Annotated in this window: 15 protein-coding genes; 5 read left to right on the plus strand and 10 right to left on the minus strand. The window is 68.6% G+C overall.

Translation table 11 applies throughout. The annotated features are described in order from the left end of the window. Position 1 precedes the first annotated feature (1 nt). Positions 2–1,501 (minus strand): SulP family inorganic anion transporter, encoded by a 1,500-nt coding sequence (locus AC07PA_RS16925; RefSeq protein WP_494606763.1) that lies wholly within the window; start codon positions 1,499–1,501, stop codon positions 2–4. A 138-nt stretch (positions 1,502–1,639) separates the two neighbouring features. Next, positions 1,640–2,491, minus strand: coding sequence for a UPF0149 family protein (locus tag AC07PA_RS16930; RefSeq protein ID WP_007850405.1), 852 nt, complete (start codon positions 2,489–2,491; stop codon positions 1,640–1,642). Between the two features lie 169 nt (positions 2,492–2,660). Here AC07PA_RS16930 and AC07PA_RS16935 point away from each other — a divergent pair, with 169 nt between their 5' ends. The 3 genes from AC07PA_RS16935 to AC07PA_RS16945 all read left to right on the plus strand — a co-directional run bounded on the left by AC07PA_RS16935 (position 2,661) and on the right by AC07PA_RS16945 (position 7,219). Next, entirely contained in the window at positions 2,661–4,400 is a 1,740-nt protein-coding gene (locus AC07PA_RS16935) for an FMN-binding glutamate synthase family protein (RefSeq protein ID WP_007850402.1), read from the plus strand. Then, entirely contained in the window at positions 4,397–5,233 is an 837-nt protein-coding gene (locus AC07PA_RS16940) for a BUD32 family EKC/KEOPS complex subunit (RefSeq protein WP_494606761.1), read from the plus strand. The genes AC07PA_RS16935 and AC07PA_RS16940 overlap by 4 nt, the downstream gene beginning before the upstream one ends. Positions 5,234–5,494: 261 nt before the next feature. Continuing rightward, on the plus strand, positions 5,495–7,219 hold the full coding sequence (locus AC07PA_RS16945; protein WP_494606759.1) for an ABC transporter ATP-binding protein/permease: 1,725 nt from the start codon (positions 5,495–5,497) through the stop codon (positions 7,217–7,219). A gap of 9 nt (positions 7,220–7,228) precedes the next feature. Here the strand turns inward: AC07PA_RS16945 and AC07PA_RS16950 are convergent, their stop codons facing one another. From AC07PA_RS16950 to AC07PA_RS16960, 3 genes are read right to left on the minus strand one after another with little or no spacing between them, the layout of a single operon-like run. Further along, positions 7,229–7,720, minus strand: coding sequence for a putative toxin-antitoxin system toxin component, PIN family (locus tag AC07PA_RS16950; protein WP_494606757.1), 492 nt, complete (start codon positions 7,718–7,720; stop codon positions 7,229–7,231). Then, the gene (locus AC07PA_RS16955; protein ID WP_007850395.1) at positions 7,710–9,002 is read right to left on the minus strand and encodes a THUMP domain-containing class I SAM-dependent RNA methyltransferase; all 1,293 of its coding nucleotides are present in this window, start codon (positions 9,000–9,002) and stop codon (positions 7,710–7,712) included. The genes AC07PA_RS16950 and AC07PA_RS16955 overlap by 11 nt, the downstream gene beginning before the upstream one ends. A 24-nt stretch (positions 9,003–9,026) precedes the next feature. Beyond that, positions 9,027–9,479 carry a thioesterase family protein gene (locus tag AC07PA_RS16960; RefSeq protein ID WP_145697039.1) on the minus strand — a complete coding sequence of 151 codons (453 nt, stop codon included), beginning with the start codon at positions 9,477–9,479 and terminating at the stop codon, positions 9,027–9,029. A 426-nt stretch (positions 9,480–9,905) separates the two neighbouring features. On the opposite strand from AC07PA_RS16960, the gene AC07PA_RS16965 reads away from it, so the two are divergent. Together AC07PA_RS16965 and AC07PA_RS16970 are read left to right on the plus strand one after the other, a co-directional pair. Continuing rightward, positions 9,906–10,454: a hypothetical protein gene (locus AC07PA_RS16965; protein ID WP_494606754.1), complete on the plus strand. Its 549-nt coding sequence runs from the start codon at positions 9,906–9,908 to the stop codon at positions 10,452–10,454. A 2-nt stretch (positions 10,455–10,456) separates the two neighbouring features. Beyond that, positions 10,457–10,843 (plus strand): VOC family protein, encoded by a 387-nt coding sequence (locus tag AC07PA_RS16970; RefSeq protein ID WP_494606752.1) that lies wholly within the window; start codon positions 10,457–10,459, stop codon positions 10,841–10,843. Here AC07PA_RS16970 and AC07PA_RS16975 read toward each other — a convergent pair whose 3' ends face one another. From AC07PA_RS16975 to AC07PA_RS16995, 5 genes are all read right to left on the minus strand, one after another. Further along, a complete protein-coding gene (locus tag AC07PA_RS16975) occupies positions 10,844–12,445 on the minus strand; it encodes an RNA polymerase factor sigma-54 (RefSeq protein ID WP_145697035.1) in 1,602 nt (533 codons plus the stop codon). Positions 12,446–12,508: 63 nt separating this feature from the next. After that, positions 12,509–13,291 (minus strand): LPS export ABC transporter ATP-binding protein, encoded by a 783-nt coding sequence (lptB, locus tag AC07PA_RS16980; RefSeq protein WP_145697034.1) that lies wholly within the window; start codon positions 13,289–13,291, stop codon positions 12,509–12,511. After that, the gene (gene lptA, locus AC07PA_RS16985; RefSeq protein WP_494606749.1) at positions 13,288–13,938 is read right to left on the minus strand and encodes a lipopolysaccharide transport periplasmic protein LptA; all 651 of its coding nucleotides are present in this window, start codon (positions 13,936–13,938) and stop codon (positions 13,288–13,290) included. The genes lptB and lptA overlap by 4 nt, the downstream gene beginning before the upstream one ends. Positions 13,939–14,048: 110 nt before the next feature. Beyond that, positions 14,049–14,705, minus strand: coding sequence for a thiol:disulfide interchange protein DsbA/DsbL (locus AC07PA_RS16990; RefSeq protein ID WP_007850380.1), 657 nt, complete (start codon positions 14,703–14,705; stop codon positions 14,049–14,051). Positions 14,706–14,778: 73 nt separating this feature from the next. Next, on the minus strand, positions 14,779–15,450 hold the full coding sequence (locus AC07PA_RS16995; RefSeq protein ID WP_007850378.1) for an SPOR domain-containing protein: 672 nt from the start codon (positions 15,448–15,450) through the stop codon (positions 14,779–14,781). Positions 15,451–15,461 lie beyond the last annotated feature (11 nt).

The following is a 15,461-nucleotide window of genomic DNA, read 5'->3' on the forward strand; positions in this document are numbered from 1 at the left end:
CTCAGTTTCCGGCGATGGGCGGGTTGCCCAGCCGGTCGATCAGCAACGCGCTGGCCTGGTTGAGCCCCAGCACCTCCACCGTGCAGCCATGGTGCCGCAGGCGCTGCACCACCTTGTCGAGCGCTGCCACGGCAGTGACGTCCCAGAAATGCGCGCCCGAGACGTCAATGCGCACGCGCCGGCCTTCCGCGCCCAGGATGTCGAAGGCATCGATGAAGGCATCGGCCGAGGCGAAGAACACCTGGCCCGTGACTTGCCAGGTGCGCAGGCCGCTGGCCTCATCGTCCACGCAGCGCACCGTGAGCATGCGCGCGACCTTGAAGGCAAAGAACACGCCGCTGAGCAGCACCCCCGCAGCCACGCCGGCCGCCAGGTTGTGCGTGAAGAGGGTCACCACCACGGTCGCCAGGACCACGGCGCTGGACAGGCGCGGGTGGCGCACCAGGGTGCCGAGCGACTTCCAGTCGAAGGTGGAGGCCGACACCATGACCATGATGGCCACCAGGGCGATCACCGGAACCTGCGACACCCAGGGCTTGAGCACCACCATCAGGATGAGCAGGAACACGCCCGCGAACAGGGTGGACAGGCGACCGCGACCGCCGTACCTCACGTTGCCCACGGCCTGGCCAATCATGCCGCAGCCGGCAATGCCGCCGAACAGGCTGGCTGCGATGTTGGCCACCCCCAGGCCCGCGCACTCGCGGTTCTTCGAGCTCGGGGTGTCGGTCATCTCATCCACCACGGCGGCGGTCAGCACCGATTCGAGCAACCCCACCATGGCGATCGCCAGCGCAGGCAGCGCGATGATGCGCAGCGTCTCCAGGGCTACGGGCACCTCGGGCAGGCCGAGCAGGGGCAGTGCATCGGGCAGGCGTCCCAGGTCTGCTACCGTGGGCAACGAAAGTCCCATGCCCGAGGCCAGCAGCGTGAGCAGCACCACGCAGATCAGCGGCGAGGGAATCGCCGTGAGCGCGCGCCAGCCCAGGCGCTGGCCCAGGGCGGGCAGCCCGTAGATGACGGCCAGCCCCAGGGCCAGCATGGCCCAGGTGGCCGCGCCCGCGCCGGCAAGGTGCGGCAACTGCGCCGAGAAGATCAGGATGGCCAGCGCGTTGACGAACCCGGTACGCACCGAGCTGGAGACGAAACGCACCAGCACCCCCATGCGCAACAGCCCGAAAGCCAGTTGCACCAGGCCTGCCAGGATGCCGGCAGCCAGCAGGTACTGCAGCCCATGCGACTGGACCAGCGGCGCCGCCACCAGGGCCACGGAGCCCGCCGCCGCCGAGACCATGGCCGGCCGCCCGCCCACGAAGGCGATCACCAGGCTGATGACGAAGGAGGCGAAGAGCCCCACCGAAGGGTCCACCCCGGCGACGAAGGAAAAGGCGATGACCTCGGGGATCAGCGCAAAGGTGGCGACGGCACCGGCCAGCAGTTCGCGCGGAATGCTGACCGGTGCCCATTCGGCGCGCAGGCGGGACAGGGTGGAGGCGTTCATGGGACAGCCGCACGCCGCAGGCGCGCCGGGTCAACGGGGATGGGGGAGAGAAAACAGGCAACACACCCACGGGCGCTGCACCCGTGGAAGTGGCGCACCGCAACCGTGTGCGCCACCGGGAAAGGGCTCAACTGCCGATCAGCTGGCGCCGTGGCACTTCTTGTACTTCTTGCCGCTGCCGCAGTGGCAGGGGTCGTTGCGGCCGGGCTCGGGCGCCTTGCGCAGGGTTTCCACGCGCGGGCCCAGGCTCTTCCAGACCTGGCGCAGGTCGTACACGGCCCAGATGGCCTCGCCGAAAGCCTCCACCCGGGCCTGGCTGGTGCTGGGCGGGCCGTTCTCGTCGAACATGCAGACTTCGGGCTTGCCGGTGTCGTCTTCGGTCAGGGCGACGATGCTGTCCAGCGCGTCGTTGATCCACTGGGCGGCCTCCTTGTCGCGCGGGGCCGCCCAGTCCTCGGGCCAGTTCTCCACCGCGAACATGAAGCCCAGCGCCCAGACCTGGCCGAACGAGGGGATGTCCTGCTCCTCGGAATCCATCTCGGCACGCTGCTCCTCGGTCAGGCTGGCCACCGCGCCACGCATGTCCATGGCCTCGGGCTGGAAGGTCTGGTCGTCGTCCAGGCGGTCGACCTTGGCATCGAGCTGGCGCACCACCTCGTCCCAGCGGCGTGTCCACAACTCCAGGAAGCGCGCCTGCTGGGCCGCATCGGCAAAGGCCGGCAGCAGGGGCAGGGGCTCGCCCTCGGCCACTTCGAGCTCGGCGCCATCGCCCAGCAGCATGGGCAGGTACTCGGCCGGCGCGATGGGGCGGCGGTTGCAGATGACGGCGGTCAGGAAGCCGTCGCAGAACTCCCACTGGGGAATCTCGTCGCCGCGCGAGCGCAGGTCGTCGAGGAGGTTGTCGATCTCTTCGAGCTCGTCGGGCCCCAGGGCAGCAGCCAGGGCGGGGGTTTCGGGATCGGTTTCGGGCGTTTCGATGGGGTCGGTCATGGCGGGGCTCCGTGGTCGGGCTGCTGGAAGCAAAGTTTTACTTTTATGATGCGCAAGGACTGCGCCCGAGCGCAGCACCGGGGCACAGTGCGGGGGGCGGCAACGCCACCCGCGCAAAGGCGGCCAGTGTAGCCCTCCCGCCGCGCCCCCCAAAGAACCAGGACAAGCGATGCTCCACCAACTCAATTCCCTGTACCCGGTGCGCTACACGGCCTTTGCACTGTGCGTGCTGGGCCTGCTGCTGGCGCTGTTCGCCCTGGTGGTGTTCGGTGTGGGCCTGCCGCTGGTGCTGGTTTTCGGGGGCTTGGTGGCCGTGGGCGTCTACGACGTGCGCCAGACGCGCCACGCCATCCTGCGCAACTACCCGGTCATCGGGCATATCCGCTTCATGCTCGAGTACGTGCGCCCCGAGGTGCGCCAGTACTTCATCGAGAGCGACAGCGAGGCCGCTCCCTTCTCGCGCGCCCAGCGCTCGCTGGTCTACCAGCGCGCCAAGGGCGAGCCCGACAACCGGCCCTTCGGCACGCACCTGGACGTAGGGGCCCAGGGCTACGAGTGGGTCAACCATTCGATGGCGCCCACGCACCTCGCGTCGCATGATTTTCGGGCCTGGATCGGCGGCAGCCCCGGCGCGCCGTCCCCCTCCGTGTCGCCCTGCACCCAGCCCTACCATGCCAGCGTGTTCAACATCTCGGCCATGAGCTTTGGCGCGCTGTCGGCCAACGCGGTGCTGGCGCTCAACAAGGGGGCGCAGCTCGGCGGCTTCGCCCACGACACGGGTGAGGGCTCGATCTCGCAGCACCACCGCGTGCACGGCGGCGACCTGATCTGGGAGATCGGTTCGGGCTACTTCGGCTGCCGCAACGACGATGGCAGCTTCAGCCCCGAGCGCTTTGCCACCAATGCGCAGGACCCGCAGGTGAAGATGATCGAGCTCAAGCTCAGCCAGGGCGCCAAGCCGGGCCATGGCGGCGTGCTGCCGGGGGCCAAGGTCACCATCGAGATTGCCGCCGCGCGCGGCGTACCGGTGGGCAAGGACTGCATTTCGCCCTCGCGCCACAGCGCGTTTTCCACCCCGGTGGAGATGATGCAGTTCATCGCCCGCCTGCGTGAGCTCTCGGGCGGCAAGCCCACGGGCTTCAAGTTCTGCCTGGGCCACCCCTGGGAGTGGTTCGCCATCGTCAAGGCCATGCTGATCACCGGCATCACGCCCGACTTCATCGTGGTCGACGGGGCCGAGGGGGGCACGGGCGCCGCCCCCGTGGAGTTCAGCGACCATGTGGGCGCGCCGCTGCAGGAGGGCCTGCTGCTGGTGCACAACACCCTGGTCGGCGTGAACCTGCGCGAGCGCGTGCGCATCGGCTGCGCGGGCAAGGTGATCACCGCCTTCGACATCGCACGCATGATGGCGCTGGGCGCCGACTGGTGCAATGCCGGGCGCGGCTTCATGATGGCGCTGGGCTGCATCCAGGCGCAGAGCTGCCATACCGGCCACTGCCCCACGGGGGTGACCACGCAGGACGCGCAGCGCCAGCAGGCCCTGGTGGTGCCCGACAAGGCCTCGCGCGTGGCGCAGTTCCACCGCAGCACCCTGCATGCGCTGCAGGAACTGGTACAGGCCGCCGGCCTGCAGCATCCCAAGGACATCACGGCCCACCACATCGTGCGCCGCATCAGCGATACCGAGGTGCGCCTCCTGTCCAACCTGATCACACGCATGCAGCCCGGCGCCTTGCTGGGCCCGCTCGATGCGCAGCACAATGTCTTTCGCCTGTACTGGCCCCTGGCCAGCGCGCACAGCTTCGCGGCCAGCGAACCGGCACTGGAGCCTTCGGTGCCCCACCATGTGGAGGTGGCCCACGCCGCCGTGGCTGCCGTCGGCGACCTGCCCGCCAATGCCGCCGTATGACGATGGACACAGGCAAGGCTCCTGACACGATCCCGGGCGGCAACACCATCGACTACGCAGGCTACCTGCGCCAGCAGCTTGCGCAGCAGCAGTTCAACGTGGCCAGCTACCGGCTCGGTGATGAGCAGGTGTGGCTCAAGAAGGAGGGCGCGCCCCTGGGCACCGGCCGCTACCGTGCCATGGCGGTGCTGGCCGCCCTGCTGCGGCTGGAGGTGCTGCGCCCCGTGCCCAACACCGGCGGGCGCGCCGCCATTGCCACCGAGGTGCGGCGCCTGCGCGACCTGCAGGCGCGGGGCCTGCGCGTGCCGACCGTGCTGGCCGCGCAGGACGATGGCTTCCTGATGCGCCACCTGGGCCGTCCCGCGCAGCACACCCCCTCACTGGGCAACGAGATCGACCATGCCGTGTCCGCCGGCCCTGCCGCCGTGCTGGCGCTGTGGCAGCAGGGCCTGGCGGCCATTGCGCAGGTGCACGCCAGCGGTACCTGCCTGAGCCAGGCCTTTGCGCGCAACCTGGTGCGCTGCCCCGATGGCGTGGTGGGCTACATCGACTTCGAGGACGACCCGGCGGCCGTGCTGGCGCTGCCCGTGTGCCATGCGCGCGATGCGCTGTGCTACGCGCATTCCACCGCCATCTACCTGCGCCTGGTGGGTGCGCTCGACGATGCCCGCGCGATGTGGACCGCCTGGGTGTCCGCCAGCAGCCCCGAGCTGCAGGCCGTGATGGCGACCAGCATCCGGCGCATGGCCTGGATGCGCCACCTGCCGCAAAGCCGCCGGCTCGGCCGCGACATGCAGCGCGTGCGCGCGGCGTACGACCTGCTGCGTCCCTGAACAGGGGTCGCAGGCAGGGGCAGCGCGCAACGCGGGCCCGTCCTTAGCGGTCCGTAGGCATTGGCTGACAAGCGGGCGGGGATGGGCCGCCTATCGTGAAAGCGGTGCTCCCGTTTCCGCTTCCCTTTTCAGCCTTTGTCCATGCCTACCCCTGCCGCCACCCTGCCAGCACCCACCGCGCCCGCCTCCCCCCCACCGGCCGCGAAGAAGCCCCGTCGCCGTCGCCCTCCCACCCTGTCCCTCTCGGCATGGAAACAGTTCATGAGCGTGGCCCGTCCCTACTGGATGGGTGACAAGAAGAGAACCGCCTGGGGCCTGCTCGCGCTGCTCATCGGCCTGATGGTCTGCGAGACGCAGCTGGCCGTGATGCTGATCGACAAGACCGGCGAGATGACTTCGGCCCTGGCCGCCAAGCAGGCCGACCGCTTCTGGGGCGCGGTGCGCGCCAGCCTCATCGTGCTGGCCTTCGCGGTACCGGTGTACGCCTTCTACTACTACATGCGCGATGCGTTCTCCAACCACTGGCGGCGCTGGCTCACGCACCGCTTCCTGGATGGCTACCTGGGCGAGCGCAAGTACTACGAGCTCGGTACCGGCAGCGACATCGACAACCCCGACCAGCGCATCAGCGAGGACATCAACACCTTCACCGGGCGGTCCACGCACTTCCTGCTGATCTTCCTGGGCTCGCTCATGCAGCTGGTGGCGTTCAGCGCGGTGCTGTGGTCCATTTCCAAGGTGCTGGTGGCCTTCCTCGCGGTGTATGCGCTGCTGGGCACCTTCGGCGCGCTGTACCTGTTCGGCGCGCCGCTGATTCGGCTCAATTTCTGGCAGATCCGGCGCGAGGCGGACTTTCGCTTCGGGCTGATGCGGCTGCGCGAGAACGCCGAGTCCATCGCCTTCTACCGCGGCGAGCCCCAGGAGCGCGCACAGATCGACCACCGCTTCGAAGCCGCGTTCACCAACTACGCTCGGCTCATCAAGAAGCAGCGTTCGCTCAACCTGTTCCAGCGCTCGTTCAGCCAGCTCACGCTGGTGCTGCCGAGCATCATTCTGGCCAATGGCGTGCTTTCGGGCGAGCTCGAGGTGGGGCGCGCCATCCAGGCGGCGGGTGCCTTTGCGGCAGTGCTCGGCGCCGTGTCGCTGATCGTGGACAACTTCGAGAGCCTGAGCCGCTTCGTGGCCGGCATCGACCGCCTGCACGCGCTGTCGCAGATGGTCCTCAAGACGCCTGCCGCGCCCACCCCCTGGGCCGAACCTGCCGTCGCACCGCGCACCGGCAGTCCGCAAGAGCCCCCCGCAGAGCCCGCGCCGCAGATCGCCACGCGCATCGGCGAAGCCATGGCCATCGAGGGGCTCACGCTCTACACGCCCCAATTCGGCCGACTGCTGGTGCAGGACCTGTCGCTCACGCTGCAGGCCGGCGATGCGCTGCTGATCACCGGGCCCAGCGGCTGCGGCAAGAGTTCCTTGCTGCGCGCGATCGCGGGCCTGTGGCGCACCGGCAGCGGCGCCGTGCAGCACCCGCCGATGGAGGACGTGTTCTTTCTGCCCCAGCGCCCGTACATGCAGATGGGCACGCTGCGCAGTCAGATCATCTACCCCATGAAAGAGACCGATCTGTCGGATGAACGTTTGCTGGAGCTGTTGCAGGAAGTGCAGCTCGAATCGCTGGCCGAGCGCGTGGGCGGGCTCGACGCCTCGCACGACTGGGAAAAGCAGCTGTCCATCGGCGAGCAGCAGCGCCTGGCCTTTGCCCGGGTGCTGGCGCGCGCACCACGCATCGTGATCCTGGACGAGGCCACCAGCGCGCTGGACAGCGCCAACGAGGCGGCGCTCTACAAGCGCCTGCGCGCCAGCGGCACCACGCTCATCAGCATTGCCCACCGCCCCGCCGTGCTCAAGCACCACACGCATGTGCTGGAACTCAAGGGCGAGGGTGCGTGGCAGGTGCACGCAGCGAGCGATTTCAGCTTCGACCGCTGACGAGGGGATTCAGGCGTCGGCGGAGGCGGATTCTCCCGCCATCTCCAGCACCAGTGCCGTCGCCACATGCGCATCCAGCAAGAGCAGGCGCTTGCGCATGCAGATCACGGCCTTGTCCTTGCTGAGCAGGATGGCGCGGTGCGCGGCCGCTAGGTCGATGAACTTCTGGTCGTCGGTGTCCTTGCAGACATAGGCCACACGGGGGGCGATATCCACCAGACGCGCCTGGGCGTCGAAGGCGGCAAGCACCTGCGCTGCGTCCACCCGGTAGTAGTCCATGCGGCCCACGATGTGCGGGTAGGCCAGCACACGCTCGAGTTCGTCGCGCATGACCTGCGTGGCGATCCAGGCCAGGCGCCCTTCGGCCAGCAACTGGCGCAGCGGCACGGTCGCGGGGTCGGAGAAGATCAGCAGGTCGAGCGCGACGTTGGTGTCCACCACCACGGGGCGCGCAGGTTCTCCTGCCGGCGCCTGGGCCGGCAGCGGCAGCTCAACCCGCATCGCGCGGGCCGTTCTGTGGCGCCTCGGACGATGGCTTGGCGCGCACCGATCCCTTGATCATGTCGAATCGGAACATGCGGCACTCGATGGGGCCGTTCCACATGGGCACGCGGCGCGACTCCTTCAGGCGCATCTTGCCGGGCAACTTGAGGTCGGGGGTCAGCATCCAGGCCGTCCAGCCCGCATAGTTCTTCTTCCAGTGGGTGGCCAGCTGGCTGAAGAACTCGCCGCCGTCGTCGGTGTGCGCGGCCTCGCGGCCCACGCTGGCGCCCAGGGCCCGTTCGGCGGCGCGCTCGTTGGCGTTCTGGCCGGCCGAGCCGGCGGCGGCAATGCGCTCGCCATAGGGCGGGTTGAGCAGCATGACGCCAGGCTGCTCGCTGGGCGGCATGCGCTGCAGGGCGTCGCCGCCGCGCAGCTGCACGGCATCGGCCACGCCGGCACGCTCGGCATTGCGCTGCGCAAAATCGACCATGCGGTGGGCCACGTCGCTGCCGAAGATGGGCACGGGGCTTGGGCGGATCGCGCTCTCGGCCTCGGCCTGAATCGCCGACCACACGTGCCCCTGGAAGGGCAGCAGCTTTTCGAAGGCAAAGCGGCGCAGCATGCCGGCCGGGATGCGGCAGGCGATCTGCGCCGCCTCGATGGCGATGGTGCCGCTGCCGCAGCAGGGGTCGTACAGCGGCACGGGGTCATCGCCCAGCGGGTCCCAGCCGCTGGCCGCGATCATCGCGGCGGCCAGGGTTTCCTTGAGCGGGGCATCGCCCTTGTCCTCACGCCAGCCGCGCTTGAACAGCGGCTCGCCCGAGGTGTCGATGTAGACCGTGGCCTCTTCGGTGGTCAGGTGCAGGTGGATGCGCACGTCGGGCCATTGGGTGTTCACGTCGGGGCGCACGCCGGTCTTGGCACGGAAGCGGTCGGCCACCGCGTCCTTCACGCGCAGGCCGGCAAAGTTCAGGCTCTGCAGCGGGCTGTGCTGGGCCGTGACCTCCACCTTGAAGGTCTGGCGCGTGGTGAACCAGATCTCCCAGGCCACCTCGCTGGCAATGCCATAGAGGTCGTTCTCGGAGCGGTAGGGCCGGTGCGCCAGCTGCACCAGCACGCGCTGCGCAAGGCGGCTGTGCAGGTTGAGCAGCAGCGCCTGGCGCCACGAGGCGCGCAGCAGCACGCCGCCGCGGCCCATGAGGAGGTCCTGGCCCGTGAGGCCGGTGATGGCGTGCACCTCGTCAGCGAGGTAGCCCTCGACACCGGCGGCGCAGGGGAGAAAAAGTTGGAGTTGGTTCATGGCACTGGGCGACAGGATACGCGCTTACGCAGCAGCGGTGCTGGAGGATGCGCGCGCCAGCAGCAGCTGGCGGATGGATTCGGGAATGGGCGCCACCTTGCGGTCGCTGCGGCCGATGAAGACGATGCCGACCTTGCCGCGTGCCACTTCGCGGCCCGAGGTCTTCTCGGTCATGCGGAACACGAGGTCGAAGCCGTAGCGGTTGAGGTCCTCGGGCGCCATCTCCACGCGCATGGTCTCGCCATGGAAGCCTTCGGACTTGTACTGCGCCACGATGTCGCCCACCACGGTGGACAGGCCACCCACATCCGCCTCGGGGTAGCCGAGCGACTGGAAGAAGCGCACGCGCGCCTCGGACACCAGGCTCAGCAGCTGCGCATTGTCCAGGTGCCCGCCCTGGTTGACATGGCTGATGTAGATCTGCAGCTCGGTGGCAAAACCGAAATGCGCGGGGAGGTCGAAAACAATGCGGGCCATGGGCAGGGAAACAGAGGGTCGAGAAAAGACAGCGAACCGGAGGCAAGGCGCCCCAAGGAAGCCCGCAAAGGGCATCCAGGATGCTGCAGGCCGGACGGCAGGAATGGCCCATACGGGTGAGGCCTTGCCCCGGCGGGCCTCGGAGCGGCAGAAGTCTCTTATGCTCCTGGAATAGCCGATTTTACCCGGAGCCCCATGCACACCCTGCGCTGCAGCCTGACCCTCGCCCTGATTGCGGCTGCGCTCATGGGCACGGCGCATGCCCAGACGCTCTACGAATCCGTGGACCGGCAAGGCCGCCTTTGCGCAACTGGGTGCGCGCGGCGTGCCGGTGCTGCTCACAATGGCCAGCGGGTGAACGGCTTCAGCGCCCCGTCCTACGACGCCGTCTTTGCCAAACGCCCATAACCCCCCCTCTTCCACTTCATGCTCCGCACTGCCCTCGCTTCGATTGCCTTTTTCCTGTGCCTGCCGGTTCTCGCCGAAGAACTGCGCGTTGCCCTGCCCGGCCGCGACGATCTGGTGATCGACCTGCCCGCGCAATGGCGCGTCCAGGTCCGCCGCCCGCACGGGGAGTTGCCGCCCTCGGTGGCCATCAGCGGCCCTGATGCCAAGGCCTTGCAGATGCTCATCACGCCCATCTGGCCTGTGGGCAGCGCGCCCAGGCCCCCCACCGCCGACGAGTTGCGGGGGCTGGTCCAGGCCGGTGCCACCCGGGCCCGGCCCAAGGCCGTCGAGAGCGACCTGCCCCTCAAGGACCTGGGTGCCGCGGGCAAGGTGGGCTACTACTTCTCGGCCACCGACCGCGCCCCCGAGCCGGACGGCTACAAGCACCTGACCCAGGGCGTGCTGGGCATGAACGAGCTGCGCGTGACCTTCACGGTGCTTGTCAACGGCGCTCCGCAGGAGCCTACGGCCCAGGCGCTGGAGCTGCTGCGCTCGCTGCGTCGCGCACCGGCCACGAAAGCGCCCTGATGGTGGCGGCCTCTTCTTCCGTGCCGCCCATCCTCGGCACCGTGATGCTCTACGCACGCGACATGCAGCGCACTGCGGCCTTCTACCGCACGCATTTCGGCCTGGAAACCACGGGCGAGGTGGTGGAAGGATTGATCGAACTGAATGCCCCCCAGGGCGGCGCCAGCATCCTCATACACCAGGCGGCCAAGAGCGTGAAGCTGGGCCAAGCGGGGGTGAAGCTGTGCTTTCATGTGCCCGACGTGGAAGCCTTCAAGGCCCATGCGCTGGCGCAGGACCTGGCCTTCGGCCCCACGCACCAGGCCAACGGCTATGCGTTCGCCAACGCCAAGGACCCGGACGGCAATGCCGTCAGCATCTCCAGCCGGGCCTTCCGCAGCCTGCCCTGATCAGAGCGCCTTGCGCAGGTTGGCCGGCGCGATCTTGAGCGCCTCGCGGTACTTGGCCACGGTGCGGCGCGCGCACTCGATGCCCTGCTCCTTGAGCATCTCGGCGATCTGGCTGTCCGACAGCGGCTTGGCCGGGCTTTCGGCCGCGACGAACTGCTTGATGAGGGCACGCACGGCCGTGCTCGATGCATTGCCGCCGGTCTCGGTGCCCAGGCCCGAACCGAAGAAATACTTGAGCTCGTAGGTGCCGATGGGCGTGGCCATGTACTTGGCCGTGGTCACGCGGCTGATGGTGGACTCGTGCAGGCCCAGCTCGTCGGCGATGTCGCGCAGCACCAGCGGGCGCATGGCCAGCTCGCCATGGGTGAAGAAGCTCTTTTGCCGCTCGACGATGGCGCGCGAGACGCGCAGGATGGTGTCGAAGCGCTGCTGGATGTTCTTGATGAACCAGCGCGCCTCCTGCAGCCGCTGCTGCATGGCCTGGTGGCCCTCGCCGCCCTTGTGGCCACGCAGGGCGCCGGCATAGATGTCGTGCACGCGCAAGCGCGGCATCACGTCGGGGTTCAGGGCCACGATGAAGTTGTGCTGCCCGTCGCGGCCATTGGCGCGCCCGGCCTTGCGCACGATGACGTCGGGCACGATGATGTTGCGCTCCACATCGACGAACTTGCGCCCCGGACGCGGCTCCAGCCGCGCGATCAGGGCCATGGCGGCGCGCGTGCGCTCCTCGCCGTCGCCGCACAGCTGCGTGAGGCGGCGGATGTCGCGGCGTGCCAGCATCTCCAGCGGCTGCTGGCACACGCGCAGCGCGGTCTGCACGGTGTCGGGGTCGGCATCGCTGTCTTCGTCGGCCGCCAGGGCCGTGAGCTGCAGCGTGAGGCATTCACCAAGGCCACGTGCACCCACGCCCACGGGCTCCAGGCTCTGCAGCAGGCGCAGCGCCACGGTGAAGCGGTGCACCAGCTCCTCGATCTGCTCCAGGTCGTCCGGGCCGGCCAGGGCGATGGCCAGCTCTTCCAGCGGCTCCTCGAGGTAGCCATCGTCGTTGAGCGATTCGATCAGGAAGCGCAGCGCCGCGCGGTCCACCTCGGACAGGCGCAGCGACAGCGCCTGGCGGTGCAGGAAGGCGGTCAGCGATTCATGGGTGCGGGCCAGCTCGGTGGCGTCGGCCTCGTCGCCCTCGGCATCGTTGCGGTTGCGGGCCGGCGCATCGCCACCCCACTCGGCATCGTTGGGGGACACGTCCACGGTGCCATCGCCGCTCCAGTCAGGCTCGTCGCTGGCGCTGCTGCCCAGTTCCGCGTCACTCTGGGGTGCATCGGGAACCGACTCGCTCGGCGTGCTGGAACCCGGTGCGTTGGAATAGACCGCGTCGTCAGCGCTGTAGTCGTCCGGCTGCACGGGCGCATCGGCCGTGTCCACGCCGAATTCTTCGCGCGGCGCCTCGTCGGCATTGCGCTCGAGAAAGGGGTTTTCGTCGAGCATCTGCTCGACCTCCTGGCCCAGCTCCAGCGTGGACAGCTGCAGCAAGCGGATGGACTGCTGCAGCTGGGGCGTGAGCGCCAGGTGCTGCGATACGCGCAGTGACAGGCCGGGCTTCATCGCACAGCCCCGGTGGGCTGCCGCGAAGGCAGGTGCATGGCGAACGTGCGGTCCATCGGTCTGCTACATGCGGAAGTGTTCACCCAGGTACACCCGGCGCACTTCGGCGTTGTCGACGATTTCGGACGGGGTTCCCTGGGCCAGCACGTGGCCGTCGCTGATGATGAAGGCGTGGTCGCAGATGCCCAGCGTCTCGCGCACGTTGTGGTCGGTGATGAGCACGCCGATACCGCGCGCCTTGAGAAAGCCGATGATGCGCTGGATCTCGATCACCGCAATGGGGTCGATGCCGGCAAACGGCTCGTCCAGCAGGATGAAGCGTGGTTGCGTGGCCAGCGCGCGGGCGATCTCCACGCGGCGGCGCTCACCGCCGGACAGGGCCAACGCAGGCGAGGCGCGCAGATGCTCCACGCGCAACTCCGTGAGCAGGGCCGTGAGGCGCTCCTCGATGGCCGCGCGCGGCAGCGGCTGGCCATCCTCGCCACGCTGCAGTTCGAGCACGGCACGCACGTTTTCTTCGACCGTGAGCTTGCGGAAGATCGAGGCTTCCTGCGGCAGGTAGGACAGGCCCAGGCGCGAGCGCCGGTGGATGGGCATGTGGGCCACCGAGTGGCCATCGATGCGGATGTCACCGGCATCGCTGCGCACCAGGCCCACGATCATGTAGAACGAGGTGGTCTTGCCCGCGCCATTGGGGCCCAGGAGCCCCACGACCTCGCCCTTTTGCACGACCAGCGACACATCCTTGACGACCTTGCGGCTGCCGTAGGACTTTTCGAGGTGGTGCACCTCCAGCCGGCTTTCCGCCGGTGAGCCGGCGACGGCGCTCACGTCGGGCCCGCTCACTTGGCGCCGCCGCTCAGGCTGTTGCTGGGGCGCAGGGTCGTGCCCGGTGCCGGGGCGGCAGGGGCAGCGGCGCTGGCCGGGGTTTCCTTGGGCGACAGGATGGCACGCACGCGGCCGCCGGGTGCCGGGGCATCGCCTGCGGCGTTGGTGCTGCCGCGCGGCTTGGCATCCACGGTGAACACGTCGGTCAGGTTGTTGTAGACGATGACCTGCCCGGTGATCTCGTCGGTCAGTGTGGATTCACGGAAGCGCCGCAGCTCGGCGCGGGTGATGAACTTCACGTTGTCGGCGCGGCCGTCGTACTCGATGACCTCGCTCTCGCCTTCGATGAACTCATCGGGTGCCCCGGCGAGGGTGTCGCGCTTCTGGCGGAAGAAGGCGCGCTTGCCCGGCTCGGCCGTGACCACGCCGAACTGGTAGCCATCGGCGTCCTGGCGCACGTCCAGACGCGCGCCACGCAGCACGATGGTGCCCTTGGTCATGACCACCCGGCCGGTGAACACGCTGGTCTGCTTGAGTTCATCGTGGCGCAGTGCATCGGCCTCGATGTTCATGGGCTTGTTGCGGTCGGCCTTTTCGGCATGGGCCGCAGTCTGGACAACGGCCAGGGCCGAGAGGAGGAGGATCGGGAGGATGCGGTAGTTCATAGGGCACGAATCTTGCAGATCATTGTAGCCACCCGCGGCGACACGCCATGAAAAAAGCCCGCATCCGCGGGCTTTTGGCATCTGCAGGACCGCGTCCTGTCCAGAAACGGTCAGCCTTTGCGGGCCACGCCCACCAGTTGCTCCACCACCTGCAGCACGACCGGCATGCTGCCCGCCATGGTGCCATCGGTGTAGAAACGGCCGGCCACGCCCATCGAGGGCACGCCTTCCACGCCATACGCATCCTGCAGCTGCGACGCACGGCGCACCTGGTTGGAGACGGTGAACGAGTTGTAGATTTCCTTGAACTTGGCCACGTCCACGCCCTGCGTGGCGATCCAGGCCATGATTTCATCGTCCTTGGCGAGCTTGGCCTTCTCGACATGGATGGCGCGGAAGACCTTGGCATGCAGGTCGGCGACCTTGCCCATGCCTTCCAGGGTGAAGTACAGCTTTTGCAGCGGCACGAAGCTGGCATTGAAGGCCACCGGCACGCGGCGGATCGCCAGGTCCTTGGGCGCGGACTTGATCCAGGCCTCGAGCGTGGGCTCGAAGGCGTTGCAATGGGGGCAGGCGTACCAGAAGAATTCGATCACGTCGACCTTGCCGGCCGGCGCCTCGGGCGCGACGGGCTTGTCGAGCTTGCGGTAGTCCTTGCCCTCCTTGAACTGGCGCGCTTGCGCGAGTGCAGGGGTTGCCACGGGCAGGGCCAGGGCGGAAGCGGCCACGGCAGAGGCGGCAGACAGGGAAAACTCGCGGCGTTTCATCAAAATGACTCTCCTAGGGTCGTGTGTGGGGGTGTGAGCCACGCCCCCGAAAAAAGTTCAGGCCGGCCCGCGCTCAGCGCTGCACCCGCACCAGGGCCGACTCGACGCCGGTGGTGTCGAGCTTGTCCTTGAGCTGGGCGGCATCGTCGCGCTTGGTGAAGGGGCCGACGCGCACGCGGAACACGGTGCGGCCGTTCTGCTCGCGCTCGCTCACGCGGGCCTCCCAGCCCAGCATGGCCAGCTTGGCGCGCTGGGCATCGGCATCGGCCTGGGTGCGGAAGGCACCGGCCTGCACGAAGTAGTCGAAGGGGTCCGCGCTGTTGCCGGGCGCGGCAGCGGCCTTGGCGGCCGCCAGGTCGCCCAGCGGGTCGGCACTGCCGGGCTTGGTCGTGGCCGCTGCGGCGGGCTTGGCCGACGATGCGGCGGCACGCGGGTCCGCCGCGGCCACGGCAGGTGCCGAGGCGGTGGGCGCAGGCGCAGGGGACACGCCTGCTGTGGCGGGGGCCGACGCCGCTGTGGCGGGTGGACGGGCCGGGTTCTTGCCGTACAGCGGCGAGTTCGGGTCCCAGTTCTTGTTCTTCTGCGCTTCGGCCGCGTCCTGGTCGGTGCCGCGTGCACCACCCTTGTTCAGGAAGGGCACGGGCACCTTGGTCACGTAGACGGCGACCGCCAGTGCGGCCCCCAGGCCGAAGATCACGCCCACGATAAAGCCGATGATGGTTCCGCCCAGTTGCTTGTTCTTCATGGTAGTGGTTG

This window comes from Acidovorax sp. GW821-FHT09B03, assembly GCF_059418305.1.

Excerpts from the sequence above, each read along its gene's own strand:
- AC07PA_RS16925 (WP_494606763.1), bottom strand. The coding sequence starts at position 1,501 with ATGAACGCCTCCACCCTGTCCCGCCTGCGCGCCGAATGGGCACCGGTC.
- AC07PA_RS16930 (WP_007850405.1), bottom strand. The coding sequence starts at position 2,491 with ATGACCGACCCCATCGAAACGCCCGAAACCGATCCCGAAACCCCCGCC.
- AC07PA_RS16935 (WP_007850402.1), top strand. The coding sequence starts at position 2,661 with ATGCTCCACCAACTCAATTCCCTGTACCCGGTGCGCTACACGGCCTTT.
- AC07PA_RS16940 (WP_494606761.1), top strand. The coding sequence starts at position 4,397 with ATGACGATGGACACAGGCAAGGCTCCTGACACGATCCCGGGCGGCAAC.
- AC07PA_RS16945 (WP_494606759.1), top strand. The coding sequence starts at position 5,495 with ATGAGCGTGGCCCGTCCCTACTGGATGGGTGACAAGAAGAGAACCGCC.
- AC07PA_RS16950 (WP_494606757.1), bottom strand. The coding sequence starts at position 7,720 with ATGCGGGTTGAGCTGCCGCTGCCGGCCCAGGCGCCGGCAGGAGAACCT.
- AC07PA_RS16955 (WP_007850395.1), bottom strand. The coding sequence starts at position 9,002 with ATGAACCAACTCCAACTTTTTCTCCCCTGCGCCGCCGGTGTCGAGGGC.
- AC07PA_RS16960 (WP_145697039.1), bottom strand. The coding sequence starts at position 9,479 with ATGGCCCGCATTGTTTTCGACCTCCCCGCGCATTTCGGTTTTGCCACC.
- AC07PA_RS16965 (WP_494606754.1), top strand. The coding sequence starts at position 9,906 with ATGCTCCGCACTGCCCTCGCTTCGATTGCCTTTTTCCTGTGCCTGCCG.
- AC07PA_RS16975 (WP_145697035.1), bottom strand. The coding sequence starts at position 12,445 with ATGAAGCCCGGCCTGTCACTGCGCGTATCGCAGCACCTGGCGCTCACG.
- lptA (WP_494606749.1), bottom strand. The coding sequence starts at position 13,938 with ATGAACTACCGCATCCTCCCGATCCTCCTCCTCTCGGCCCTGGCCGTT.
- AC07PA_RS16990 (WP_007850380.1), bottom strand. The coding sequence starts at position 14,705 with ATGAAACGCCGCGAGTTTTCCCTGTCTGCCGCCTCTGCCGTGGCCGCT.
- AC07PA_RS16995 (WP_007850378.1), bottom strand. The coding sequence starts at position 15,450 with ATGAAGAACAAGCAACTGGGCGGAACCATCATCGGCTTTATCGTGGGC.